This window comes from Paenibacillus sp. MMO-58 (genome assembly GCF_037146255.1).
Taxonomy (GTDB): Bacteria; Bacillota; Bacilli; order Paenibacillales; family Paenibacillaceae; genus Pristimantibacillus.
The window spans coordinates 131,746-158,418 of the sequence record NZ_JBBCVY010000003.1; the positions used below are offsets into that span (position 1 = coordinate 131,746).

Consider the following 26,673-nt stretch of genomic DNA (forward strand, 5'->3'; position numbering starts at 1 on the left):
AGGTGATAAGTTTGATGTTGAAACGAAGTATAGCGGCTATGTTGTGCGTACTGCTATTGTTAGCCCCTCAGGCGGCATTCGCCTATAAGAATCCGACGTCGCTGCCGGACGAATGGGGACAATATGGGCTTGGCGACCCTTACGTACTGAAGTTTAACGGTAATTATTACTTATATGTTAGCACTAGAGATACAGATATCGGTGTAAAGGTGTGGAGCTCGCCAGACCTTGTCAATTGGAGCTATGGAGGATTGGCCGCAACCGATCCGGTTACGAAGGGGGCCTACGCTCCTGAAGTCGTTTATTGGAATGGATATTTCTATATGTATACCTCACCTGCCGGCAATGGCCATTACGTGCTGCGCAGCGAGAGTCCAACCGGTCCATTCACGGTGCAGACGGGTAATTTGGGCCATTCGATCGATGGAAATGTCTTCATCGACGATGATGGCAAGTGGTATTTCTATCATGCGAACGGAGCGGGAATTCTCGCGGCTACGATGCCTACCCCGACTACGATCGGCAACAGCGTAAATACAGGCGCAAACATGAACGGTTGGACGGAAGGTTCTACGTTGTTCAAGCGAAACGGAAAATACTATATGACGTATACCGGCAACCATGTATTCAGCAAAGGGTATCGGGTCGACTACGCAGTCAGCACAAACCCGCTAACGGGATTCGTGCCTGATATGGATAACCCGATTCTGATCAGTACGGAAGGCCCGACAGTTGGTCTCGGCCATAATACGGTAGTCGTTGGACCGAACCTGGATGCCCGCTATATCATCTACCATAATCTCGAAGGACCTGGCATTGTTGGACCTCTTCGCCATATGGGGATGGACCGGATCGTATTCAACGGGGATAAAATGTCGGTACTTGGACCAACGACATCCGAGCAGCCGGATCCGGAGATGCCGGATTTCGAGGACCGGTTCAATGGCGCGGAGCTCGGCACAGCTTGGACGAATACGGACGGTGGCAGTTGGAGCGTTGTTTCCGGTCTTCTGCGCCAGCAAGCCGTCGGTACGAGCAGACTGGTAACTACAGCTGTGGCAGAAAACAGCTATACGGCAGAATTTAATCTACAGCTGGCTGAGCCTAGCGATACCGACAGCACGCAGCTCGGGGTCGTATTTTCCTACAAAGGCGCTAACGATTTCGGCACAGCAATGTTAGATCCGGCGAGCAATTCGGTGAAGACGCAGTTCCGGGTGAAAGGCGCCGATCTGGGATGGGTTTCGAGCACGCTGCCGGAAGGGTACGATTATACGAAGCTGCACAATATCCGGGTTGAGAAAGCCGGAGACACGTTCAAGATCTATGTCGACGGCATGTTAAAGCAGACACGCAGCGTGATGCTAGGCGGTGGCAGTATCGGCTACGCCACGGAAAACGCGAAGGCTAATTTCGGTTATGCTGCTTTCAGCAACAACGTGAACGGCAGCAGCGACTTTGACGCTGCGAAACCGGTTCCGGGTCAAGTCGAGGCCGTTCATTACCTGTCCGGCGGCGAAGGAGCCGGTTATCACGACCAAACGCCGGATACAATCGGTGATTACCGAGGAGAAGGCATGGATACGGGCAAAGCAGATGATGGCACCTCGCATATCACCGCTTTCGAAAAAGGCGAATGGCTGCAATACCGGTTAAACATTTCGGAAGCAGGCAAATACGATATCGATCTTTCTTATGCGGATGCAGTCATGGGCAGCAAGGTACAGCTGACTCTGGATGGTGGACAACCGCTGGGCGAGTATGAATTGGCAGGAGACACTGATGCTGCTGATAAAGGATGGCAAACAGCACAGCTGAATGGGGTAGAACTGCCGGTAGGCGTGCATACCTTGAAGGTCGCTGCTTTATCAGGCACTGCGTCGATGGATAAGCTGGAATTCCACAAGCATGTGGACGTTCCGGTTCTCTATGATAACTTCGATGATGGCCAGGATGACGGCTGGAAACGGTATGAAGGTTTCTGGAGCGTAAAGAGCGACATTGCCGAAGAGGAGCAGCCTTACGACGCTTATCATCCGATTCCGGGCGCGATTGGTACGGTACACTATATCTCCGGCGGCGAAGGTGTCGGTTATCATGAGAATACACTCGAGAACATCGGCGGCCAGTACCGGGGAGATTCGGTCGACATTCGCTCCAATCCGGTTGGCGGCGGTTACAATGTCGGTTGGAATCAGACAGGCGAGTGGCTGAAGTTTAACATTGATGTGGCGGAAGCCGGATCTTATAACGCGGAATTCAAAGTAGCTACTACGCTGGATGGAGGTCAGATCCGGCTTTGGCTGGACGATACAACGGATCTTACCGGCATCGTAGACATTCCGAAGACCGGTGACTGGAACATCTGGAATGTGGTGCGTAAATCCGGTGTTACGCTGCCAGCAGGCAAGCATACCCTGAAAGCCGAGACGGTCCGCGGAGAATTTGATTTTGCAGGTATAGCGTTGACGAGGACGGATCAGCCAATACCAGTACCCGGAGTCATCGAAGCCGAGCATTACAAGCCCGGCGGTGAAGGCGTAGGCTATCATGATTTAACTCCTGCGAACATTGGAGGCAAATACCGCAGCGATCAGGTTGATATTCGATCTGCTGCATCCGGCGATCAGATCGTAGGCTGGAATCAAACAGGCGAATGGTTGAAGTATAACATTCACGTCGCGGAAGAAGGATTGTACGATCTCGACTTGTGGGCAGCCACGACCTTCACGGATGCGCAAGTCCGGTTATGGCTGGATGACACGACAGATTTAACAGGCGTACTGGGCGTTCCTGCTTCCGGCGATTGGAATAAGTGGAAGTCGGTTGCAAAGTCCGGTATTCAGCTGCCGGCTGGCGATCATGAATTGAAGGTCGAGATTGTCAAAGGCGAGTTCGACATGACGAGAATGTCGCTCACCCAATTCAATAAGCCGCACGTACTGCCCGGATTTGTCCAGGCTGTTGATTATAAGTCTGGCGGCGAAGGTACGGGCTACCATGATCTGACTCCCGCTAACATCGGCATGGAATACCGGAATGAAGCGGTCGACATCCGTCGCAATGCTGGTGGCAGCTACAATGTGGGGTGGAACGCTACAGGCGAATGGCTGGCCTACAACGTAGATATAACCGAGGCAGGCGTGTACAACGTCGATTTCGTGACAGCTACATCGATGGACGGTGCGAAAGTCCGGCTGTGGCTTGACGATGCAACCGATCTAACCGGTGAAGTCGATATCCCGAATTCCGTTACCTGGGAGAACTGGGCGACAACAACGAAGCAAGGCATCTATCTCCCGGCGGGCGAACATACCTTGAAGGTCGAAACCGTGAAAGGTGAATACGATTTCCAAGGAATACGGATTCATCAGAATCCGGTCGAGCCAAAAGTTGTTCATACCGGCGAATACCAGGCAGCGGTCGGCAGCTTCGCAAAGACGACAATCGGAGATGCCAACTGGTCGGATTATAGCGTGGAGTCCGATATCAAGCTGATTAACGATTCAGGTGACGGAGGTATTCTGTTCCGGGCGAATAACCCGGCTCACGGCAAGGAGCTGAATCAGAACAATGCGAACTTCGTGCAAGGATATGTCGCGTATCTGAATAAACAGGGCGTTCATCTTGGCAAGCTGAATTACAATTGGACCTATTTGACAGGAGTACCGCTCGATATAAAGACAGGCGAATGGAAGCATGTGAAAGTTGTTGCGCAGGGGGCACGTATCCAAGTATTTGTAGATGATATGAGCAAGCCGGTTATCGACTATACGGACACCAGCGGCAATCCTTTCACACACGGCAAGGTTGGCATGCGGACGTTCATGAATGAAACGAGCTACGATAATTTCACGGTTCTCCCAGCCCCTATTAACGCACCTGCTATCGGAAAGCTGCTGGATTGGTTTAGCTCAGCCGGACAGTTAGACGAGAAAACCATAAAGCAGCTGGAGAACGAGCTTGAGCATGCAGCTGATGCGGTTAGCAAGAAGAAGCCGGACTGGAAGCAGGGAATTAAGCATTTGGACAATTTGCTGAAGCAGTTGAATAAAGAGAAGAAGCAGGAAGAGGCTTCCGATCAAGCAAAGATAACACTCAATCGGAGCGTTAAGGCACTCATGGATGTGTGGAGCGAAAATCTGGGCAAGTAGCGGCAATGCCGCATCCTATTAACGAATAAAAACGTCCCTGTACCGAAGAAGCTTCGGTGCGGGGACGTTTTGCGTAATGGTATTCGGCTATCGCTATGTTACTTTACTTTATGCCCGATTGGCATGAATGGAATGACTCTATGCGCTGATCTTCTTTGCGCGAGCCTCCTTATCCGCTGCTCGGGAAGCTGCACCGACGCGGAAGTAACCGAAGGCTGCGGCTGATATGAGTGCGGCTATGGCGACGCCGGCAGCGCCGATCCAAGTGATGGCGGTCAGCGAAGCACCTTCCACGACGACGCCGCCGATACCCGCGCCGGCAGCCATGGCCAGCTGTATCACGGAGCTGTTAAGGCTAAGCATGATGCTGGTTGCTTCGGGAGCGAGTGAGATCAGATGGTATTGCTGCGTCGGGCCGGACGACCAGGCGGAGAAGGACCAGAGCATGAGCAGTGGGAACATCAGACCCGGGGAATGTGCGGCGAATGAAATCACGATCAGCCAAAGCGAGTGGAACAGCATGCCGGACACCAGAGTGCGCTTGAATCCCCAACGGTCGGTACTGAAGCCGCCCAGCTTGGAGCCGATAAGACTGGCTATACCGAACGCCAGCAGCGCGATGCTGACGAATTTCTCGCTCATGCCGGTAATATCAAGCAGGAAGGGGGAGATATACGTGTACGTTATGGAATAGCCGCCGAGCCAGAAAAACGTTATGCCAAGCGCGACGACAATTTTCGGATTCTTGAGCAGCTTTAGTTGGTCGCGCAGCGGTACAGGCTGCTCGCCATCCGTCTTTGGAATCGCTAAAGTAATAAGCAATAGCGCCAGCAGTCCAAGCAGTCCGATACCACCGAAGACCACTTTCCAGTCATAGGCGGAAGCGACAAGCCTCCCGAGTGGTACGCCGACGATCAGCGCGGTACTGAAGCCCATAACGAGCGTAGCGATAGCACTGCCCTGCTTCTCCGCAGGTGCAAGCTTTGCGGCGACCGTGAGCGCCGTGACGACGAATACGCCACTGCTGAGTGCAACGATAACGCGGGAGACGATGAGAGCAGTGAAGCCGGAGAAAAAGTAGGCCGCGACGTTGCCAACGATAAAGATCGAAAGAGCGTACAGCATCAGCCTTTTGCGGTCGACTTTGGCAGCCGCCGCCATCAAGAAAGGAGTTCCGAACCCGTAAGCAAGGGAAAACACGGTAATCAGCTGGCCTGCCGCTGCGACCGAGACGCCGATGTCGTCGGATACTTTATCCAGTATGCCGGCAATTATGAATTCGGACGTGCCGACGAGAAAGCTGACTAAAGCCAGCATATATATTTTTAAATTGTATGACAAACGTTCCATCTCCTTATCCGTATCTCTCTGTATCTTAATTTTATATTTCTAAATCTATCGAAATATAGCGTAAAAAAAGGCTACCCCAAAAGATACGGGGCGTATTTCAACGCGACTTCCTTATTGACACTGTAATAAATATACGTGCCGTCCTTGCGCAGTGTGAGCAGGCCGCATTCCGTAAGCTGCTTCAAGTGATGAGACAACGTGGAACCGGCAACGGACTCAAGCTTGCTACCGATGTCGGAGCAGCAGAGATTCTTCTCTTCCGTAAGAAGCATCGCTATTTTGATCCGGGTCGGCTCTCCGAGTGCTTTGTAGACTTTCACTGCCTGTTTAACTTCCTCGTTTTCCTCGACCATGGTTTCTCACCGCCTTTGCGAATGTATTTCGAAAACTATGGAAACAAGAATAACACAATTCTGCAGCCGTTGTAAATGGGCGATTCGGGCGAGCGTCATTCCGAGGACCTAAGGTTCAGGATTTATAAAGCCAAAGGGAAGTTAGTTATAACAAAACTCTTCCCAAAATAAGGGATTAGATTTGATATAATTATCAAAGTAGTTAATTAAAACGGCTGTCGTTTTCATAGATGGGTATCATCGACAAAAGTAGAAGATGGAGGAATTAATGAATATTAAACTAGAAAAGCTGATTTATGCCTTAAACCAACGGTTCAAGAAGGAAATCATCGCGGCCGACTACCAAGCTATGCCGTTACAGGGCGGAACCGTGGGAAATGTGTACCTGGTATTGGGGACCGCCGAAACCGCAGAAGGTGAAATATTGCCGTACCGTATTGTGCTGAAGATCCAAAAGAAATGGGAGCGTTACGGCGATCCGGGTTCATGGCGTCGGGAATATGATCTTTATTCGTCTGACTTGGGAACGATTTTCTCGGAAGCCCTCCGCTGGCCGACATGTTATCATGCCGAGTTCAATGTCGAAGTTAATGAATACCAGATGTGGCTGGAATTCATCGATGGTGTAACCGGATTAGACTTGACCAGTGAAATGTATGAAAAGGCGGCGGGGGAGTTAGGGCGCTTTCAAGGCAAGCTGTATGCGGAGCAACCCGCCGTGCTGCAGAGTTTGACCAACCTGAGCCATGCGAATCTCATGAAGAATACGTATTTGCATTACCGGTCATGGCCCGTCGTCTACGATTATATTCGATCGGAGGACTGCGAATTGCCGCTGCACTTACGTCAAATGCTCATCGACATCGATGAGCAAGCAGGCGAGATATTCGATCGTATTGAAAAATTGCCCCTTGTGCTGTGTCACAGGGACTTCTGGGTAACCAATCTTATCTATGCTGACGGGAATATTGCGCTCATCGATTGGGATACCAGCGGATGGGGCTATTTGGGCGAGGATCTCGCAAGCCTGATCGCGGATGAACCGGATATCGATCACATGGTCGAACACTATCAGCGATGCATCCCAGCGTATTACAAAGGCTTTTCGGAGTATGTGGATGTATTCCGAATAGCCGATCATTGTGTGTACGAGATGATCCTTCTTGTATTCGGGTACAGGCTTGTGGAGGGGTATCTCCACACAGAGACTGATGACGAGAAGACGAAGCATGTCCATACTCTCCAAAAAATCTATGAAATGAAGACCATACCCTTAAATCTATAGTGTAAAAAAGAGATACCTTTCAAGAGTTCATTGAACTTTTGAGAGGTATCTCTTTTTTTTGATGTACCCGTATTAATTTCGCAAACTATTCAATTTCTTGATCTAAAACAGTATTTACTAAACGACGAACTTCATCCGTTGATTTAGTTTCCATTAATTGAATTCTTAGTTCGTTTGCGCCTCTAAATCCACGAACATAGATTTTGAAAAAGCGAAGAAGCGGTTTAAATGAACGTGGCAGGATTTCTGTTGAATATTTATCGTGAAGATCCAACTGCAAAAGAAGTAAATGGAGAAAGTCCTTCGCACTATGTTCTTTAGGTTCTTTTTCAAAAGCGAATGGATTGGTGAAGATACCGCGGCCAATCATAACACCATCAACACCGTATTGTTCCACTAATTTCAATCCTGTTGCACGGTCAGGAATATCTCCATTAATCGTTAATAGCGTGTTTGGAGCAATTTCATCGCGTAATTTTTTTATTTCAGGGATTAGTTCCCAATGCGCATCTACTTTACTCATTTCTTTTTTTGTACGAAGATGAATAGAAAGATTTGCAATGCCTTGTTTCAATATATGTGTTAACCAACCGCGCCACTCATCAACCTCAGAGTAACCCAATCTTGTTTTAACACTAACCGGTAATCCACCTGCTTTGGCTGCTTGAATAATTTCTGCCGCAACTTCAGGATGTCGTATTAATCCAGCACCTTTTCCATTGGAAGCGACGTTTTGTACAGGGCATCCCATGTTTATATCGATACCACGAAAACCAAGCTTTTTCATATCAATACTCATCTGCTTAAACAATGCTGGCTTATTGCCCCAAAGATGAGCGACGATCGGTTGCTCATCTTCTGTGAACGTTAACCGACCACGAGTACTTTCTATTCCGACAGGGTTACAATAACTATCTGTACTTGTAAATTCTGTGAAAAATACGTCGGGTTTTGCAGCTGCACTAACGACGTGACGAAATACAACATCTGTGACATCTTCCATTGGAGCTAATATAAAAAATGGCCTGGGTAAATCAAGCCAAAAATTTTCGTTACTCATATAATCTCCTTCTTTTGCAGCATTTAAAATGATTAGGCTATTGTAAAGTTCTTTGCCCATCATACATAGTATCATTTTTTTTCGTTAAAGCAACAAAATCATCTGAGATTGTTTATCAGCGATGATTTCTTTTTTTAGTTTTTTCTTGTCGAACGCACAAACAAATTTTAAAAGGTGGGAATTGAATTGAAAGCAAATATAATGTATGCTGCTGGGGATGTTCGCGTCGAAGATTCCAGTTCCACAGCTGCAAAAACCGACTGATGCCATTTTGAAGGTTGGTTGTTGCCTGCATTTGCGGAAGCGACTTGCATCCTTATCGTAGCATTGTGCGCGCTCATGATCATGGTAGTGGAGAACCCATGGAGCATGAAGTAATTGGTACGATCGAAGAAATGGGTTCTGAAGTTTCCGGATTTAGAAAAGGTGAATTGGTCATCGTTTCGTTTGCTCATGGCGACAACACCTGTCCATTTTGCCGAAGCTTACGGGAGGCCCGACACCGACTCGTGCCTACATGGAAGAATTGCTGCCAGACATTACCGAGAAGCTCTCAAAGTATTAATCATACCTTAATGCTGCTGAGAATCGATATAGAAGAAAACGGCAGCCTAGATGATCGTCATGCTGATTCGAGCATACGGTAAGGTGTATGGCGAAGCGCCAACCGTAACGGCATGAGCGTTCTATGATGAATCGCAAGTGTCGGCAGATTGAACTTAGATGCTCCCTTCCTTACTTATCTTGTCTCTCGATGAAGCGTCATCTTTTTATGAGAAGGACAATATTTGCTAAGCTCCAGGCGGCTCGGATTATTTTTCTTGTTTTTCATTGTCGTGTAATTACGGGCACCGCATTCCGTACATGCTAAAGTAATGATCACTCGCATAATGAATATCACCTTCCTTTATCACCATGTTATGTATGAGCTCAACCACGTGATCAGCAAGAAATAAAGAATTTACCCGGATTCAATCATATTTTATTTTGGACATGAAAAAACATCAACTACTCAAATTTATGCCCAGCTGCGCGGGGAACGTAGAAGAGAGTTGTATCGTCGCTTTTTTAGCAAATGGTAAAGTAACGGCAATCTGGAAATTAAAATGTCGTTACTCAACGAACGGGAGTTTAGCGTAACGACAAAGGCGTCATGCAGTCAGCTAAATTTTTTATTTAACAAAAACTCTTTTTGCTTATGCGCGTCTATAATTTTGGTGGAACAAATTTACAAAATAAGTGTATATAGGTTACTAAAAGGTTCTTGAAAATAGGTATTCGATTTTAATTTCTGAGGAGTGTGCTGGGAATTGAAATGGACCGTTGGCATCATTACTATGTTGTTTTGTGTTATTTTTCTTAGCGGTTGTTCGAATAACTCGGATAAAACGGATTACTATGGCGGCATCAAAAAAACTGATTTTCCTGATTTAGATATTGTGCAAGAATTTAGAGGGCATGGTGACTATTGGGGTGTTGTTATGTTTGTTTATAAGGACTCTTCCACTAAATTAGGCTTTACAAGTTTCGCAATTTATAATGGTGAAGGCGAGAAGCCAACATCTATCGCTCTTGATTATGAAATAGGGAAGAACGTTGGAGGTTGGTCTTCAACATACAGCGATGGACCTCCTGAAGATGGCATATATCATTTGGTAGGTGGCAATATCGAACTGCCGAAAGATGGTAGTGATCCGACCCTTAAATTTAATGTGAAGAGTAATATTCACTCGGAATTCATTGAATTAAAAGCTGTAGATTAAGTAACTAATCTTCTTTTTTCTGCAAACCGATTATCATCGATAAATTCGACGGGATGCGAGTGAAATTCATCTACCGTCCTTATTGAAGTAAAGGGAGACTTTAGTACAAACTGTTGGAAAGCAAGGTGAACTAATATGTTGGAGGATACTTTTATCTGGGGAATATTTGTAACAGATAGTTCTAAGACATTCCCCAATTTCTTTCCTGTTGGACTATATACAACACGCGAATTAGCTATGCAACAACTTGAATCTATGTCCAAAGAATATAATTATCATCTTCTTAAAATGCCAATTAATAAGGACTTTTCTTATTACCATAGAAAGAGTGGTAAATTAGTTGGAATGGATGGTATTCACCACGAACATTATCATTTTCTAGACGAGTCCAAGTAAAAGGCTATTAAGCTAATGAGGAACATTAGTTCAGAGCCATCCAGGAGCAGCTGCAGCATTAAGCTATAAAGGTATTTATTAAGCCGCTTGGGTAAATTAACTAAAAAATGATGGAGGATTTACCGATGTGGTGGAGATGTTTCCTGCTAATTTGTATATTAGGTTTAGTTATGGATTGTGCGGAAGCTTACAGTGAAGATTCGCCAATTAAATATAATGACGATACTCAGCGAATGGCTTTGGAAGAAGTAAGTATATGAGAGTGCTTGATAAGAACTATGATGATTTTCTCATGGACAATGCTCACATCTTGCCAATGACGAAATCGCACTCATATCCTCAGAAAGAGTTTATTCTTACGGGAAGAGTACATGCGAAAGACTCCTTAGAGTTAGTCCAATTTACTTTTAAAGTTGGTCATGACGGATATAGAGTGAGTTGATTTAGCCATAAACCTTTGAACTAAGAGAACTATAGTTCAATTAATAAAGCAGCAGATTGGAGATCTACTGCAGTTTATCGTGAAGTCAGTTAGCATTGCGTAGGGTAGGCCGACGTTTTAGCGGGGATAAGATCGCCAATATTTGATTTTTACGAGATGAAACTAACCTAGCTGAGAATTACTAAATCACAAGAACCCGTTCATAAAACGAATGGGTCTTTATGGCATTGACACGCCTATTATATCCTAGCGCATAAGGGATTGGGTTATCGGAATAATAGTAAAGTGTTATTTATACAAAGGTACAAAGAAAGTCTAACCAGAGGAGTGTAAAATGAAAAAGAGTGGAAATAAAGTTATGCAATCTGAGGGACAAAACGGAATGAATGGTGATGAAGCAAGGATAATTCTGGACGGTAAGGCAACAATAAAGGCTCCAGAAGAGCCAAGTCTTATAGACCGAGCAAAAGAGGCAATGGAGAATATTGGGACCGAGATAAACGGCATATGAACCAGAAATAGAAGGCTGATTTTGGTTCCTGGCAGAGATATTAAGTGTATACCTGTCGGATGACTAAAACTTTATCTCATTAAAGACCGCGTTTATCGCGGTTTTTTTTTATTTTATGGGATAATGATTAATTAAGCTAAAGGGCACATTACTTCAATTACATATTGGATTTTTTGCAATTTTCTGTGTTGATGAAATTTCGGAAAAAATATATAGTTTCCGCAATAGAGAGAAGGAGTGAAGATAATGGAGAATGATGTTATTGTCCAACCAGAGGACCCCAATTCTATTGATGCTAAAGAGCTTATGGAGTTATTATCAGATAACCTACAGTCCATAACTGGTGATAGTGGAAAGAACTCCTTTGAGGTAACAGATGTTACTGTTCCCCGTTCAATATTTGTTATTGCACGCAATCAACAAGGAGAACCCATTGGTTGCGGTGCGATTCGTCCAATTGACACGAATATAGCAGAATTAAAAAGGATGTATGCAAAATCAAAATCTAATGGGGTTGGCACTGCTATTTTGACCTATCTTGAGGAACAGTCCCTGAACTTCGGTTATTCTCAAATATGGCTAGAAACACGTTTAGTGAATCAAAACGCTGTTTCGTTTTATGAAAATAAGGGATATATTCGAATAGACAATTATGGTAAATATCTAAACCGAGAAGAGTGTATTTGTCTCGGTAAGTTCTTAAGCTAACGAGAGACTATAGTTCAATCAATAAAGCTGTAGCAGATCAGAGGATCAGCTGCAGCTTTTGTTAAAGTAAGGGCAGAAGAGCGGAATAAATCAATTATGGCGAAATTCGCCCTTTGATCAGTTATTTCTTCCCTGTACAATTCAGGTAAAAAGAAAAGGATGATGCTCCTATGTTGTCGGAAAGTCCCAGCATTATTTTAATTACCGGGATAATGGCAAGTGGAAAATCAACAGTGGCGCAGCTACTCTCCGAACGATTTGAGAAATCGGTGCATTTGCGGGGAGATATTTTCCGAAGAATGATTGTGCATAATCGTAAAGAAGTCCGTCCAGACGCGGGAAGTGAGGAATTGGATCAGCTACGCCTACGATATCGGTTGGCTGCACAATCCGCGGAGACGTATCACGAAGCAGGGTTTACGGTTGTAGTTCAAGATGTGGTCATTGGACCTTTGCTGTATGATTTTATCTCTTATATCGAAAGCCGCCCTCTATATGTGGTGGTGCTTTGCCCGCACTCGTCGGTTGTTACGTTAAGGGAATCTATTCGTTCAAAGAAAGGTTATGGTGTTTGGACCGTTGAAGGGTTAGATAGTGTGCTACGAAATGAAACACCTCGAATTGGACTGTGGTTAGACTCATCTGAATTAACCCCTGAAAAAACCGTTGATGAAATTATCACGAGATTGCAGAATGAAGCGGTAATATAATAAGTGATTGAGCTAAACAATCCTGTAGAGCTTAAGAAATGAGCTTTGTAAAAAAAGGAGCTCCCCGGTATGATGGGTTTGTCGAGAACATATTAAGGAGGAGCTCTTACTATGAAGTTTAAGGAAATAGACGCACAAAATCAACACTACCTCGCATCTTGTAATAGGGATCGATATGGCGAAAGAAATACACGTCGCACAAGCTACAAATTTCCGCGGAATAGTGGTTTCGAAACGTCCCTTCAGAGAATGACCCAAAAGATGCACTGACCATTGCAGATTCCGTCAGCCGAGGTTTCACTACGAGTACACGCGTCAGTCACATGAGTTCCAGCGCTTGAAGACCGTGATGAGTGACCGAGAATTTTGGGTGACCAACAGTGTACGTCTGCAGAATCGAATCGTATGCTGGCCGCTGCCGGTTTGTTATTGAAGTGACAGGGAGGATAGTTTAATCACTACGCGAATACCTTACGCATGGGTAATTACGAAGTTTGCAAAGAAAAACGTTATCTTTAAGAGAGGTGAAGTACATTGAAGAATACAATAATCCGTGATATTAGATAATATAGCTTGGAAAAAAACCTCGAGTTTTCTCTTCAATATGGAGAGAGATATTCTGTTGATAAATCAATTCATTTTCTTAGTGATAGATATTCAAGAAAACTGAGAGAATTAGATTTTATTACTAGAGACTTTCATCATTTATATATTGTACAAACACCATTTTTGCCTGAGGGAGAAATTGTAGAGTCGGCACATAGACCAGAAAAATGGATGAAGTTTTATTATATAGGAGTTTCACCTGAGCTATATAATTTAAAATTCGAAGAAGAGAAAGAGAACTTTACAATTGAACTAATTACTAAAGTATTAAATTCAATTGCTATTTCAGCAGATCAACTTAAAATAGTTGATCAAGTAACTTCAGAATCAGGATATGGGGCTAATTGACTTTATCATCTCAGCCGAGCAAGCCTTCTTTAGAAGGAATAGGTCCGATGTTGGTTAAGCTATCGAGAAACTTCATCAAAGGCTCCGCTATGGCGGAGCCTTTTCTGTCAGGTTTCGATGACCTAAGCCTTTGGAATTTTCAGCACCGTGCCGGCTTTCACATCATCAATATTAACAATATGATTGTAATCAGCGATGAACATCACATATTTGTCGGAGCCGTAATAGATTTTGGAGATGCTGTAGAGCGTCTCGCCACTCTTTACGGTATGATCGGTTGTCTCGTAATCATCCGGCTTGTAGTTTTTCAGGGAAGGAATGATGAGGTTGGTGCCTGCTTTCAAGCCTAGATTTTTATCAAGATTATTTTCTTTCGCGATATAATCCACATATTCCACCGATTTGTAGAACATTCTGGAAACTCCTGACAGCGTGTCGCCTGCTTGGATTAGATAGGTAGCGGGCAAGTGTATTTTCGAATAGTCTTTAGTTCCTTGCCGGCCGCCATTTATCGAGCCGGTTGTTGATGAGAAGGCCGGGATCTTAAGAGTATCACCGGCTTTCATATCATTAATAAACAAGATATGGTTATACTCTGCAAGCAGCGTATAATACTCCTTAGATTGATAAAACTTTTCTGATATCAATCTTAGCGTATCGCCTTTTTGAACCACATAGGTGGTTGGAAGCTTCACAGTTTTAGCAGGGGCTTCCGTTGATTTATTGCCTGTCTGTGCAGGCTTAGGCGTCTCCGTTGGCTTATCGCTTTCTCTGACCGGTGTGTTGGATGCAAGAGGATCAGGTTCTTCTATCCGATCATTGTAATCCTCTGCAGGCTCTTGTTCCTCTTCACTGTTAACGGTTCCGGTGGGGATGGGGTCATCTGCCCATAGGTCGTTTCCGCCATTCCCATTATTAAGAGAATCCGAATCAGCTGGCTTGCCAATACTGTTCTGCCCATTGGCTTGCTCGGTATCCCCGGCAGCTAGCGGAAGTTTAGAATCAACTTTATTCGTATATTTGCCGTACAATACTCCGCAAATGCCAACAAGTATGATGACTATCGCCAGATAGATGATGAGATTTGTTTGTTTCAACGATACCAATCTGCCTTTGGAATGTTTGCTGCTGCGTGTGCTTCTCTTATTCAAAACGTAATCTTCTCCTTTGTTACGAATTTAAACCTATTCTATCGGACTTATTGAACTCTGTGGAATGGGCCTTAATAGCCAATTCATTCTCAACGGGCACTGCTAGAATTGAATAATTCATAGCCTCATGACTATGTTCATTCTGATTACTGTTTTACGCATAGCGTGGTGCAAATAGCCTGCTTAATGAATACCAATTGAACAGTAATCCTCTTTAGAAAATCTAGTTCTTTGGTGGCGCATGAGAATGCGGGTTAATATAGGTCTGCACGAATCTAGTTAATTCAGGTATAATAGTAAGCCTACATAACCTAAGTATATTAAAGGAGACTTATAGGCTTATATGAAAAAAATTGTATACCTGACAATTTTGATCTGTGGGTTGATTAGTATTTCCGGTTATATGCCAAACCGGGTGGAAGCAAGCGGTAGTTATACGGCAAAGGTATACACCGACTCATTGAATGTCCGCAGCGAGCCATCGCGTGATTCGTCGATCGTAGGCAGTTTGAAGAATGGCGAGATTGTCACCGTTTCAGCTGAAGAGTACGGCTGGCTGCGCATCAAGTCGGACCGCGTCTCCGGTTGGGCGGCAGGACATTATATGAAGAGAGTCGATGGCAATGCCGTTGCGGCACCAGCGAGGGATCAAGATGACAGCGTGCAGAAGAGCTCTGCAGCCTCCCGTGCGACTGTGCTGGCCGATGGGCTTCGGCTCAGGGCAGGCGCCGGATTAAATCATGAAATTCTGGGATATCTAACAAAAGGTGAGACTGTTACGATAATTGACAACCAGGAAGGATGGGTTCGGGTCCAGACCTTGGATAAGCAACTTGGCTGGGTTTCGGATCGTTATATCGCGAAAGGCGAAACACAAACCGCGGCGGTTGCATCGGGAAAATCGAAGAGCCTCAAGGGGAAAGTAATCGTAATCGACCCCGGTCACGGCGGAGACGATCCCGGAATGATCGGAACTACATATGAAACGATTGAGAAAAAGCTTAATTTGAGCACTTCCTTCTACCTAGAGAATGAGCTTCGGAGCCGCGGAGCGCGCGTCCTCATGACTAGAACGAAGAATGAGGAGAAGCCTGGGCTTTCCGATAGGGTCAGGATAAGCGAATCCGCCGGTGCGGACGCATTCGTCAGTATCCATTATAATTCTTCGAAGAAAAACACGTCCGGCATACTTACCTTCTATTATTCGGCTACAAAAGATCGGCCATTGGCCCGCGCAATAGAAAACAGGCTTGCGGACGGCATCGGTTTAAAGAGCAACGGGATTTCATACGGCAATCTTCACGTTTTGCGGGAAAATGATACGGTATCCGCACTCATAGAGCTTGGCTTCTTGTCCAACGCAAAAGATGAATCCATCGTCCGCGGCTCCGACTATCAGAAAATAGCAGCCAAAGCAATTGCGAATGGGCTGGAGGATTACTTCAGCAGGTAACAGAGTGGTTCGTATTCTACCGCTTCGTTCCTGCAGCGCTGGTTTATTTTCTACTTATGTATTTACAGAGATCATACTCAGTACGTTCAGCTCAGTGTCACTTCCACTTTTGATGCTCGAAGGTGATTACTACGGTAATCACACCGAATTGCCCGGCTATGGAAAAGCCGCAGCGAAATGCCGCTGCGGCTCTTTAGAATGCCCGCATGTTCGCTGCTTCGGCAACTAAATGAACAATCAGACCGGCCGAACTACTTGCGAGTTTGGTCGGTTGAAACGGTTAGTTGACTCGAGGTATTCACAAAAAAGGAACCTGTCGCTATGATGGGCAACAATCTAGCCCAATAGAATTTGATTTTTCCTAAATTTATTCCAAATTAAAGGAACTTTGGGAGAGTTTTAACGTAATACCTGTCACTATGATCTTAAGGAGGTATTATGAGAACTAAACGATTATTTCTAATGCTGGCTATTATGACATTGATGTTGTCGATGCTGGCGCCAATTGGCGTAGTGGCAGCCGCCCCGGGCGAGGGGGTACTTGCTTACAAGGATACCAAGAAGACCGCATCCGAGAAAGCCTCGCTCCTCACGGGCCAATACGGTACGACAAGCGTTCAATACGCGCTGATCGATCAAGGGAAGATCGTTGTCTCTGGTCATTCCGGTATTAACGATACTGCTGGTAAGAAGCCATTAACTTCTGGAACGATGTACGGTATCGGCTCGACAAGCAAAATGTTCACGGCGGCAGCAGTCATGAAGCTGGTGGACGCGGGCAAGATTGATCTGGATCGTCCCGTCACGGAATACGTCTCTGACTTTACAATGAAGGACAACCGATACAAGCAGATTACTCCCCGCATGCTGCTCAATCACTCGGCTGGCTTTGACGGGTCATCACTGACAAATGCATTCTTATTCTCGGATAACGATACTTACGCACACGATACGCTTCTTAAGCAATTGGCCGAACAGCAACTAAAAGCTGCGCCTGGCGCCTATTCGGTCTATTGTAATGACTGCTTTTCTCTAGCAGAAATTTTAGTTGAAAGAGTAAGCGGTACCGATTTTACGTCCTATATCCATCAGAATTTTACCGAGCCTCTGGGTATGAAGAATACGAAAACACCTCAGGATAACTTAAATACATCTCAGTTTGCTGCACTTTATTTCCCTAATTCTCAAACTCAACTGCCAAGAGAAACGGTAAACGCTATTGGAACGGGAGGAATCTACTCTACGGCGGAAGATATGGCGCGATTCTCTCAGATTTTTACCGGGCAAGCTCCAGGCATTCTATCATCTGGCTCGGTAGATGCGATGGCGCAAACCGAGTATAAGAAGGGCTTCTGGCCGGAGGATGCGGATACCGTGGTCAATTATGGATTGGGCTGGGACAGCGTCAACATGTTTCCGTTCGGCGACTATGGCATTCAGGCACTGACCAAAGGCGGAGACACGATTCTGTATCACGCGTCGCTTGTCGTTCTTCCCGGAGAAAACATGGCAGCGGCCGTGTTGTCATCGGGAGGCTCCAGCACAACCAATCAACTGCTGGCCAACCAGATTCTGCTACATGCCTTGAAGGAAAAAGGGACCATAGATGAAATTAAGACCGAGAAGTCATACGGAGCACCTGTTAAAGCTGACATGTCCGCGGAATTGCTGGATTCTGCAGGGGTGTATGGTGCAACGAATCAATTACTTACTGTTAACATTGCCAAGAACGGGGAGTTGTCGATTGCAACGCCTCAAGTTCCGAATTATCCAGCCGAGAAATACACGTATTCGGCAGATGGCTCATTTTTGAACTCGGACGGAAACGTGAAAATTAATTTCGTCAAGGAGGACAACGGCCGTACCTACTTGTGGACTCGACAATATCTATCATTACCGGGACTCGGACAACTAGCCCTATCGGAGTATGCTGCCGAGAAGCTCGAACCTAACGATGTCTCTGAAGAGGTACTTCATGCATGGAAGGAACGGGACGGCAAACGTTATTATGTCATTAACGAAAAATATACATCCGTCACCTTATTGAGCCTCGGCTCCATAAAAGTTCAATTGTTCAAGGAAGCACCTGGTTACGTTATAGACCAGAGAATTACGGGTCTGAATACAGCTGTCGCTGACCATCAGATTCCTACAACGGGCAGCAGAGACGTTACGCCGCTTGATTTCTACAAGCAGGATGGCATTGAGTACCTTCGTTATGGGGGAAGCCTATTAGTAAGCGAAGATGCCTTGAAGCCGATCTACACGGGCAAACACTCTTCAACGACCATTCAGGCAAGCGGTTATGCCAAGTGGTACTCGATTCCAGATCGTGCCGCTGGCAAGACCATGACGGTATCATCATCATCCAAGGGCTCATATGCCGTGTATGACGTGAACGGAGCATGCGTCGGTCTCGGTATCGTCAAACCAGGCAAAGCAACTGTACTTCCTAAGAATGGCACTATTATGTTCGCGGGCGAGGCAGGAACGAAGTTTGAAATTAATCTGAAATAAGGAAGCGGTGCAGGCGGCAATGCCTGCACCACTTTTTTTGGTTTTAGATCCATGCACCTTTTTTGAGCAAGTTACGGCAAATGAAAGACGAATAGCCTAGATGCTGCGTAGTTGCTATTCGAGGAGGAGGCATTTAATGAAGAATCAATTAAAAAGTAAAGTTGCTGTTATTCTAATAATAATAACTTGTTGTATCCTCTTGCTTTTATTTTGGTGGTTATTTAATATGGTCGATACTCCAAGTCCAATGGACCCGTGACCGATTGGCTTACTCTTGAAGGGAATTATAATAGGAACGATCATAACTTCCAAGGTTCGTTGAGTATTGGGGATAAAATCAAGCTTGATCATGTAATCATTTTGCACGGGGCATTATTGATATCTTACGAAGGCAGCATGCGGACATGCGTCGGTCCCGTGTATTTCGATCATGAACAGGTAAGAATCTCGGTTGAAATCACTGATCCTGGTTTATATAAGTTACTTGCCTCGGTAAATTATAATGATAAATCCAAGCTTGTGATCAGTTCACCTGCTGCTACTGCGCATGAGGCGAAAACAGTAACCGAGGATCTTATGCAGATTAAAACGATATTCGATAAATAATCGATACCCTTAATTTGCACTAGAGCATAACCATCAATTTTTTAGATGCTTTTAAAATAAAGGGAACTCAATTTGCAAGGAAACGCATAATATATAGGGAATATATGGGGCGAAAAATAACAGAAGGCATTATTTTCAAAGATGAAATATTTTACAATAAATCACCTTATATAGGAGGTAATATGCGTAAATATAGTCTTTGTTTAATGCTAATCTGGATACTTGTTTTTCTTCTTACCAGTTGCAGTCAGACTTCGATTCATGGTACGCCCGCGCCTATCAAAAATTTAAATTGGGGTATGAATGAGGAGGAGGTAATGAATGCTTTAAAAATATCTGAAAAAGATATTACAAAAATAAATACAGGACTTGCTCACAATGATCAAATTAATTTAAATTATCCAACCAAATTATATGGCCGCACTGCTGAAGTTAGCTTTACTTTCTCCTATCACATCTTAATTGGAATTACAGCACAATTTAAACCGGAGGATGTTGCATACGTTGAAAATGCGATAGCGAAAGAACGTGGAACAGGAATTTATAAATATAACGGCAAAAACGAGAAAAACGATGTAACCTGGCAAGACGACTTACTGGAAAATAATAAAACGTGGAAAGCTGCAGTGGAAGATATCTATAAAAATCTTGGAATCCAGGTTAGTGATGATCCGATGAAAGACGGAATATCCGTTGGTCAAAAGCCGATAACGTGGTGTAGGCTAACTATAGATAATAACAGCCCCCTATATGGGAATTTGTATTTTAACGGTGATGTCGCATCAATGCTAAATTATCCTGAAAAATATGCTCCAGAATTAATTCTTAAATAGGTACAATAACCCTCCTAATTAAGAAGGCGGTTTATAATTTTGGGGAGTTTATGAGGAGGCTCTACTTAATAACTTCGAAACGGCAGCCGGCGGCTGTCGTTTTTTTATTGAATCGAATGTTATAGTCTTATTCTCCGGCGTTTAAGCAGAAGCGCCTCGGTGAACTCCAATAACAATGCCTCGCATGCCGCTGAAAATCGTTCCCCTGTTAAAACGGTTTAATGCTACTTTTTTCCTAATTGCATGAGTTTTCACCTGAATTTCTGCAAATATATGTGACTATATGACGAAATATCGTTTTTTACAATAACTAATTATGATGTTGAAATAGATTTTACAAAACCGGTTTAAGCTTAACCTCGTGTCCGGTATAACGGAAGAAAGCGAGGTTTAACGATTTTGGCAACTATTGATGACGTCGCGAAAGCATCCGGCGTTTCCAAAGGAACGGTTTCAAGCGTGTTCAGCAAGAAACGCCCAATCAGCAAAGAAGTCACTGAGCGTGTTCTTTCTGCGGCTAAATCGCTGAACTACAAGCCGAACTATTGGGCGAGGAGCCTTGTGAACCGCTCCACGCGCATACTCGGATTGAATATCAGAGGTGAATCGCTTGAATTCGGCCAGTTTCACCATTCTCTGCTTAACGGCGTTCTTCGCGTCTGTTACGAGAACGGCTACCGCCTGCTGGTTAATGCGCTGTCGCCTGCTTATCTCAGTCAAGTCGAGAACATATCTTCGGACCCGGTGGACGGCGAAATCTTATTGGATCCTATAGAATCGGACGTCAGGATTGAAGAGCGGCTTCAGAGCGGCATGCCCATCGTCATTATCGGCCGTCCGCCTGAGCCTTACGAAGCGCAGGTCAGCTACGTTGATAACGATAATATCGGCATGTCCGCACAGGTCACAAGCTACTTGGTCGGTCTGGGGCATACGGAAATTCTGTTTCTAAATGCGCCGAAATCGAGAACGGTATCGGAGGATCGCAGTGCCGGATACAAAGCTGCTTTCAAGCAAGCCGGCATTCAGCCGAAGCCTGAGTTGATCTTGCACAAGCCGCTTAGGGGCGAGACCGCACATGCCTTTGGCTATGAGGCGGCGTTGGCAAAGCTAACGGCTTTGCCTGATATTACGGCGGTTATCGCCGATACGGACATGATGGCGCTTGGCGTATACAAGGCTGCGGAGCAGTTAGGACTGCGCATTCCGGAGCAGTTGTCGGTGTTCGCGTTTAGCGACGATACCGTGCTCTCCCCAGAATTATCGCCGCCGCTTACCGGCGTTCGGCTCCATGCCGACCGGCTTGGGGTGGAAGCGCTGCGGCTCCTGCTTGAGCAGTTGAACGCGACCCAGAAGAGCGCCAAACGGGTGCTTGTTCCGACGGAGCTTGCGATTCGCGGCTCTTGCGCTGCGCCTGGCGCACGAACTAAGTAGAGGTAGACTGTTGTGTTGTCGCTTAATCGCTCTGATTTAGAATACCAATTCGCTCGTGCATTTAGGAGGCTAACTACCTATGAAAAAAGTATTGTTAACGATGTCGACCGTTGCGGCTCTCGGAACGCTGCTTCTGTCCGGCTGCGGTTCGGAGAGTGGAACGAACAACACCGCAAATACGCCGGCAGCTGATAATACACAATCCGGCAATGGCGCGAACACACCGGCCAATACACCGGCGGCAGATATGAAGCTTCGGATCCTGGACGGTAACGTCGGCGGCAAGACACCGGAAGAGACTATGAAGTTCGCAGCCGAAATTACGCGACTGACCGGCATTGATACGACTATTGAGAAGCCGGCTAGCGATTACGATCAGAAGGTGTTGACGGCACTCGGCTCCGGCGAGAAATATGATCTGATCGAGCTCAGTGACCTCGGCAAGCTGGCTACCTTCGTGGATCAAGGCGTCGTCACGGACCTGACGGATTTCGTCAGCAGCTCCAAAGTGCTCTCGGACCCGACAGTCGTTCCAACAAGCGAATGGGAACAGCTGAAGGATAAGGACGGCAGAATTGTCGCCGTTTTCAACAAATTCCAAGGCGGCACGATGCCGATTGTACGCAAGGATTGGCTGGACAAGCTTGGTCTGAAGGAGCCGAAGACGCTTGACGAGTATTATAACGTGCTCAAGGCGTTTAAGGAGAAGGATCCTGACGGCAACGGAAAGAACGATACGTACGGTCTTAGCACGGCCGATATTTACGATATACAAGCCTTCATGAGCGCCGCCGGCGTTAAGGCGCATTACGTAATGAAGGATGGCAAGCGCACAATTCCGTACGCGACGGAAGCAGCAATCCCGATTTATGAATGGTTCGCCAAGCTGGTGAAGGAAGGTATCATGGATCCAAACTTTGTGACGAACGACACGGGCAAAATGCGCAATCTGTTCCTCACCGACCGCGTCGGAATGGTCACCTATTGGGATGCTTGGGTTGGCATGTTCAACAACACGCGCAAACAAGAGGATCCGAATACGACGTTTAATGCAGAAGCTCTTGAAAGTATCCCTGGCGCTGACGGCACCAAATTAATGCGACGTGGAGATCCGGATTTCTGGATCATTCCGTCCAATGCCGAGCATCCGGAAGCCGCGAAGAAGTTCCTGGAATTCTGGCATACGGAGCCGGGCATTATGCTTGGTAGCCTGGGCATCGAGAACGAGGATTACACCAAGGAAGGCGATGCGTATAAGCTGACGCAGACCGGCACCGAGCATAACATGGACCACGGTGTACCGTTCTGGTACAACCAAAACGTGGAGTATCCTTTCGGTAAACTGCCAGGGGTACAGGAAGCGCAAGATCTCGTGAATAGGGACGCAACGCTTGAATTGTCGTTGCCAGGTTGGCCTGACGCGGAAAAGATCGTCAAGAATTACGCGCTCAAAGCGATGTCAGGTCAAATGGACGCTGCTGAAGCCGTGAAGAAGATGCACGAAGAGCTGCTTGGAAAGAAACTGATCGACGAATAAACCCGATCCGAATGAATGGAATACAAGCAGGCAGGGGAGTATGGATTCCCCTGCTTGCGTGCTTTTCATCCGATAATGGTTCCCTTTACCAGATAAGGACGTGAATAAAAGGATGAGATTATTGAAGAAATACAGCGCCCTCTACGTCATGTTGGTGCCGGTGATCGCTTATTTTCTTGTTTTTGCCTATTACCCGCTCGTGAAAGGGCTTCAAACCAGCTTTCAGGACTACAAACTGATGGGTGACAGACCATACGTCGGATTCGCGAACTATTCCGCGGTGCTTCATGACTCGTTATTCTGGGAAGCGGTGATTAACACGCTGGTCATTGGAGGAGGCATTCTCTGCTTCAGCTTCGTTGCGCCTCTCGTGATCGCGCTGTCGCTTAACGAAGTGCTCAGGACCTGGTTCAAGAAGGCGGCGCAGATGATTTTGTACGTACCGCATCTGCTCTCGTGGGTCGTTGTCGGAGGGATCTGGATTTTCATGCTATCGCCCGACAGCGGGATCATTAATATGATACTTGTTCATGTGTTCCACATGAAGCCGATTAATTTCATGGCAGACTCCGGGTGGGCGCGCTGGATCTTGATTCTCCTTGCAACATGGAAGGAAATGGGCTATACCTGTATTCTTTTCCTGGCCGGGATTGTATCGATTAATCCGTCGCTCTACGAGGCGGCGCGCATGGATGGAGCGACGCGCTGGAAGCAATTGATCTACGTCACGATTCCGCAGCTCAGTAACACGATGAAGGTCGTCTTCCTGCTTAATACGCTTGGCATTCTGCGAATCTTCGACGAAGTCTTTATTTTGCGCAACCCTACGATCGCCGCGAAAGTGGACGTGCTCATGATGTACACGTTCCAGAAGGGGATTCTCGAAATTCAGCTTGGTCCTGCGGCGGCGGCCAGCTTCTTCGTACTGCTATTAACTCTTGCGATGACACTCGTCGTACGGCGAATCACGCGATTTGATGAGGTGTAAAAACAATGTCCGATCGATTTGAACGTCTCGGGTGGAAGAATAAAGCGTTCGACATGCTAAACGTCTTGTTTCTGTTCGGGCTCATGCTGACCATGATCATTCCGTTTATTAACGTACTGGCGTTGTCCTTCTCTTCGGGTATCGCTTCCATGAGGCCCGAAATCGTGCTGTGGCCAAAGCAGTTCAGCGCGGAGGGCTACTCCATTGTATGGAAAAGCCTAGACATCTGGCGCCCCCTGATGAACAGCGTCATCGTGACCGTGACCGGCACCGTACTGCACGTATTGCTGTCCAGCTTGGCCGGTTATGTTTTTATCTATCCTCGTCTTCCCGGCAGGAAGGTGATGCTGACGTTCATTCTGATTACGATGATGTTGCCGCAGGAAGCGATCATGATTCCGCTTTATGTGGTCAACAAAGACCTGCATCTGATCAATACGCTGAGCTCGCTCGTGCTGTCGGGTCTCGTGTCCGGCTTTTCGATCCTGCTTATGCGCAGCTTCTTCCTGAACGTCCCATACGAAATGTCGGAATCGGCCAAGATCGACGGCGCCGGAGAGTTCCGTATCTTCCTGACGATGTATATGCGTCTTGCGGCTGCGGGTCTTGCGACCGTTATACTGTTCGAGTTCGTTGGACGGTGGAACATGTTCACCGCGCCGGTCATGTTTATTAACGATTCCATGAAGTACACGCTTCAGGTTGCGCTAAAAGCGATGATCATTGACACGAGCAGCAATTCCGGTACCTATATGGTCACGACGAACGTGCGGATGGCAGGTATCGTCATCAGCATCCTTCCGCTGCTCGCGGTATATCCGTTTGTGCAGAAATATTTCATGAAGGGCATCCTGCTTGGTGCCAGCAAAGAGTAGGAGGAAGTAAAATGCAGATAAAGAAACAACAGCTAATGCTGCGAAGATGGATCGACAAAGACGAACAGCGATCTTATTTGGAGGTTCCTTTCGCGGTAGAAGGAGCTGTGGAGCGTATCGATATCGCTTACCGTTACGACCGCGGAAAAAACGGGGGAACCGTTGTTGATATCGGCCTACGCTCGCCGAAGCGGATCGTCGGCTGGAGCGGCGGCGCTCGCGAAGCTTTCTTCGTCGGCACAGATAAAGCAACTCCGGGCTATCTGGCTGAACCGATCGCCCAGGGTGAATGGGCTGTGCTGCTTGGAGCTTACAAAATTCCCGAGGGCGGCGCGGAGGTTATCGTTGAAGTGGAGTTGACCCGGCCGCACGGCCGCTGGATGAAGGGTGACCTTCATATGCACAGCGTGCATAGCGACGGGAGCTACACGATCGAGCAGGCGAAGGAATCGTGCAGAGCCCGCGGTCTGGAATTCATGGCGTTGACGGATCATAATACGTCCTCACAGAATCATGCGGCGCTTGTTCCCGACGAAGAGCTGCTGCTTATTCCCGGCGTTGAGATGACCAGCTATTTTGGCCATGCCAATGTCCTTGGCGTGTCGAACGCGCTTCAAGATTTTCGCGTGACGACGCCGGCACAAGCGGACTTGGTACTCAAGGAAGCACGCGAGAGAGGCGGCTTCGTGTCGCTGAATCATCCTTTCTGTCCGTCTTGTCCATGGGAACTCGGTTTTGACGTGCCTTATGATGCAATCGAGGTGTGGAACGGCCCGTGGCGCGGGCTGAATGAGCGTGCGCTTGCTTGGTGGCAGGGGCAGCTTGCAAAGGGTCGCCGCGTGATCGCCCTCGGAGGAAGCGATGCCCATCGGGAGGAAAGGTATGTGAAGCACGGACGACCGACGGCTTCAGTGTGGGCGGAAACCGACACGGTGCATGGTGTATTGGCCGGCATACGCCAAGGCCGCGTCGTGCTGCAGTTCGATCCTGACGAGACCTGCCTGGCCCTTTCCGCCGGTGAGTACGGCATTGGCGAGACTATTCCGCGTAAGGCAATCGAAGGGGAAGATGGCATCGTCGCGCTGACAATCGACGTCTGCGGTGCCAAGGGTGACCGCGTGCTCCTTTGGTCTGACCGCGGTATTGAAGCGGCATGGGACATTGCCGTTTTGCCGGCGTTCGTCGAAGCGAAGGAGTGGGAATCGGATGCCACGGAAGCCAGCGGCTGGACCGTGCAGCGGGAAATCGCCGAGATACTCGAATACGATGCGACGGACAATAAAGACTGCGCTCCGTGGGAGCCGGTAGCAGGTGAAGCCACGCCCCAATTGATAGAAACGGAGAACGGTCAGGTCCGCTTAGTATTCCTGGGCTCGAGCGACCGGTTGTTTTACCGGTTGGAAGCACGACGCAACGTGAAGGGGTTGAAGCAGTCGGCGGTGACTTGTCTGACAAATCCGATTTACATCGATCAAGACGGGCCTCTCGGAATCGATTCTATTTAAAAGCTCTTTTCCGGGAGAAAAAATTCCTCGTTTGTCCGGGTTGCCGTCCCAAACGCGCTTGGGAGCTTTCTTTTTGGGTCATACTGGC

The 26,673-nt window shown here is 46.8% G+C and carries 22 protein-coding genes; 17 read left to right on the forward strand and 5 right to left on the reverse strand.

Features of this window, described 5'->3' with window-relative positions:
* The first annotated feature begins 14 nt into the window (after window positions 1-14).
* Window positions 15-4,154 carry a carbohydrate-binding protein gene (locus WFJ73_RS11650; protein ID WP_336773217.1) on the forward strand — a complete coding sequence of 1,380 codons (4,140 nt, stop codon included), beginning with the start codon at window positions 15-17 and terminating at the stop codon, window positions 4,152-4,154.
* A gap of 138 nt (window positions 4,155-4,292) precedes the next feature.
* On the opposite strand, the gene WFJ73_RS11655 is transcribed toward WFJ73_RS11650, so the two are convergent.
* Together WFJ73_RS11655 and WFJ73_RS11660 are read right to left on the reverse strand one after the other, a co-directional pair.
* A complete protein-coding gene (locus WFJ73_RS11655; protein WP_336773218.1) occupies window positions 4,293-5,495 on the reverse strand; it encodes an MFS transporter in 1,203 nt (400 codons plus the stop codon).
* 80 nt (window positions 5,496-5,575) lie between these two features.
* Entirely contained in the window at window positions 5,576-5,857 is a 282-nt protein-coding gene (locus WFJ73_RS11660; RefSeq protein ID WP_336773219.1) for an ArsR/SmtB family transcription factor, read from the reverse strand.
* Window positions 5,858-6,125: 268 nt separating this feature from the next.
* Here WFJ73_RS11660 and WFJ73_RS11665 point away from each other — a divergent pair, with 268 nt between their 5' ends.
* Complete coding sequence (locus WFJ73_RS11665) at window positions 6,126-7,142, forward strand: aminoglycoside phosphotransferase family protein (protein WP_336773220.1); 1,017 nt, start codon at window positions 6,126-6,128, stop codon at window positions 7,140-7,142.
* Between the two features lie 85 nt (window positions 7,143-7,227).
* On the opposite strand, the gene WFJ73_RS11670 is transcribed toward WFJ73_RS11665, so the two are convergent.
* Window positions 7,228-8,202 (reverse strand): tRNA dihydrouridine synthase, encoded by a 975-nt coding sequence (locus WFJ73_RS11670; RefSeq protein ID WP_336773576.1) that lies wholly within the window; start codon window positions 8,200-8,202, stop codon window positions 7,228-7,230.
* A 329-nt stretch (window positions 8,203-8,531) separates the two neighbouring features.
* On the opposite strand from WFJ73_RS11670, the gene WFJ73_RS11675 reads away from it, so the two are divergent.
* Entirely contained in the window at window positions 8,532-8,849 is a 318-nt protein-coding gene (locus WFJ73_RS11675; RefSeq protein WP_336773577.1) for an alcohol dehydrogenase catalytic domain-containing protein, read from the forward strand.
* A 92-nt stretch (window positions 8,850-8,941) separates the two neighbouring features.
* Here WFJ73_RS11675 and rpmG read toward each other — a convergent pair whose 3' ends face one another.
* Entirely contained in the window at window positions 8,942-9,091 is a 150-nt protein-coding gene (gene rpmG, locus WFJ73_RS11680) for a 50S ribosomal protein L33 (protein ID WP_015844858.1), read from the reverse strand.
* Window positions 9,092-9,512: 421 nt separating this feature from the next.
* Between rpmG and WFJ73_RS11685 the strand changes: the two genes are divergently transcribed.
* From WFJ73_RS11685 to WFJ73_RS11715, 6 genes are all read left to right on the forward strand, one after another.
* Window positions 9,513-9,965 (forward strand): hypothetical protein, encoded by a 453-nt coding sequence (locus tag WFJ73_RS11685; RefSeq protein WP_336773221.1) that lies wholly within the window; start codon window positions 9,513-9,515, stop codon window positions 9,963-9,965.
* Between the two features lie 135 nt (window positions 9,966-10,100).
* Window positions 10,101-10,361, forward strand: a complete 261-nt coding sequence (locus tag WFJ73_RS11690; protein ID WP_336773222.1) for a hypothetical protein — start codon at window positions 10,101-10,103, stop codon at window positions 10,359-10,361.
* A 776-nt stretch (window positions 10,362-11,137) separates the two neighbouring features.
* On the forward strand, window positions 11,138-11,314 hold the full coding sequence (locus tag WFJ73_RS11695; protein WP_336773223.1) for a hypothetical protein: 177 nt from the start codon (window positions 11,138-11,140) through the stop codon (window positions 11,312-11,314).
* 246 nt (window positions 11,315-11,560) lie between these two features.
* The gene (locus WFJ73_RS11700; RefSeq protein ID WP_336773224.1) at window positions 11,561-12,022 is read left to right on the forward strand and encodes a GNAT family N-acetyltransferase; all 462 of its coding nucleotides are present in this window, start codon (window positions 11,561-11,563) and stop codon (window positions 12,020-12,022) included.
* A gap of 170 nt (window positions 12,023-12,192) precedes the next feature.
* Window positions 12,193-12,732, forward strand: coding sequence for an AAA family ATPase (locus tag WFJ73_RS11705; protein WP_336773225.1), 540 nt, complete (start codon window positions 12,193-12,195; stop codon window positions 12,730-12,732).
* A 573-nt stretch (window positions 12,733-13,305) separates the two neighbouring features.
* Complete coding sequence (locus tag WFJ73_RS11715) at window positions 13,306-13,686, forward strand: hypothetical protein (protein WP_336773226.1); 381 nt, start codon at window positions 13,306-13,308, stop codon at window positions 13,684-13,686.
* A 122-nt stretch (window positions 13,687-13,808) separates the two neighbouring features.
* Here the strand turns inward: WFJ73_RS11715 and WFJ73_RS11720 are convergent, their stop codons facing one another.
* Window positions 13,809-14,783, reverse strand: coding sequence for a LysM peptidoglycan-binding domain-containing protein (locus tag WFJ73_RS11720; RefSeq protein ID WP_336773227.1), 975 nt, complete (start codon window positions 14,781-14,783; stop codon window positions 13,809-13,811).
* Window positions 14,784-15,180: 397 nt separating this feature from the next.
* On the opposite strand from WFJ73_RS11720, the gene WFJ73_RS11725 reads away from it, so the two are divergent.
* The 8 genes from WFJ73_RS11725 (at window position 15,181) to WFJ73_RS11760 (ending at window position 26,585) form a co-directional block, all read left to right on the forward strand.
* Complete coding sequence (locus WFJ73_RS11725; protein WP_336773228.1) at window positions 15,181-16,290, forward strand: N-acetylmuramoyl-L-alanine amidase; 1,110 nt, start codon at window positions 15,181-15,183, stop codon at window positions 16,288-16,290.
* A 438-nt stretch (window positions 16,291-16,728) separates the two neighbouring features.
* Complete coding sequence (locus WFJ73_RS11730) at window positions 16,729-18,807, forward strand: serine hydrolase domain-containing protein (protein ID WP_336773229.1); 2,079 nt, start codon at window positions 16,729-16,731, stop codon at window positions 18,805-18,807.
* Window positions 18,808-19,730: 923 nt separating this feature from the next.
* A complete protein-coding gene (locus WFJ73_RS11735; RefSeq protein ID WP_336773230.1) occupies window positions 19,731-20,246 on the forward strand; it encodes a hypothetical protein in 516 nt (171 codons plus the stop codon).
* A gap of 399 nt (window positions 20,247-20,645) precedes the next feature.
* Window positions 20,646-21,680: a LacI family DNA-binding transcriptional regulator gene (locus WFJ73_RS11740; protein ID WP_336773231.1), complete on the forward strand. Its 1,035-nt coding sequence runs from the start codon at window positions 20,646-20,648 to the stop codon at window positions 21,678-21,680.
* A 79-nt stretch (window positions 21,681-21,759) separates the two neighbouring features.
* Window positions 21,760-23,217: an extracellular solute-binding protein gene (locus WFJ73_RS11745; protein ID WP_336773232.1), complete on the forward strand. Its 1,458-nt coding sequence runs from the start codon at window positions 21,760-21,762 to the stop codon at window positions 23,215-23,217.
* Window positions 23,218-23,329: 112 nt separating this feature from the next.
* A complete protein-coding gene (locus WFJ73_RS11750) occupies window positions 23,330-24,205 on the forward strand; it encodes an ABC transporter permease subunit (RefSeq protein WP_336773233.1) in 876 nt (291 codons plus the stop codon).
* A 5-nt stretch (window positions 24,206-24,210) separates the two neighbouring features.
* The gene (locus WFJ73_RS11755) at window positions 24,211-25,080 is read left to right on the forward strand and encodes a carbohydrate ABC transporter permease (RefSeq protein ID WP_336773234.1); all 870 of its coding nucleotides are present in this window, start codon (window positions 24,211-24,213) and stop codon (window positions 25,078-25,080) included.
* Window positions 25,081-25,091: 11 nt separating this feature from the next.
* The gene (locus WFJ73_RS11760; RefSeq protein WP_336773235.1) at window positions 25,092-26,585 is read left to right on the forward strand and encodes a CehA/McbA family metallohydrolase; all 1,494 of its coding nucleotides are present in this window, start codon (window positions 25,092-25,094) and stop codon (window positions 26,583-26,585) included.
* The last annotated feature ends 88 nt before the right edge of the window (window positions 26,586-26,673 follow it).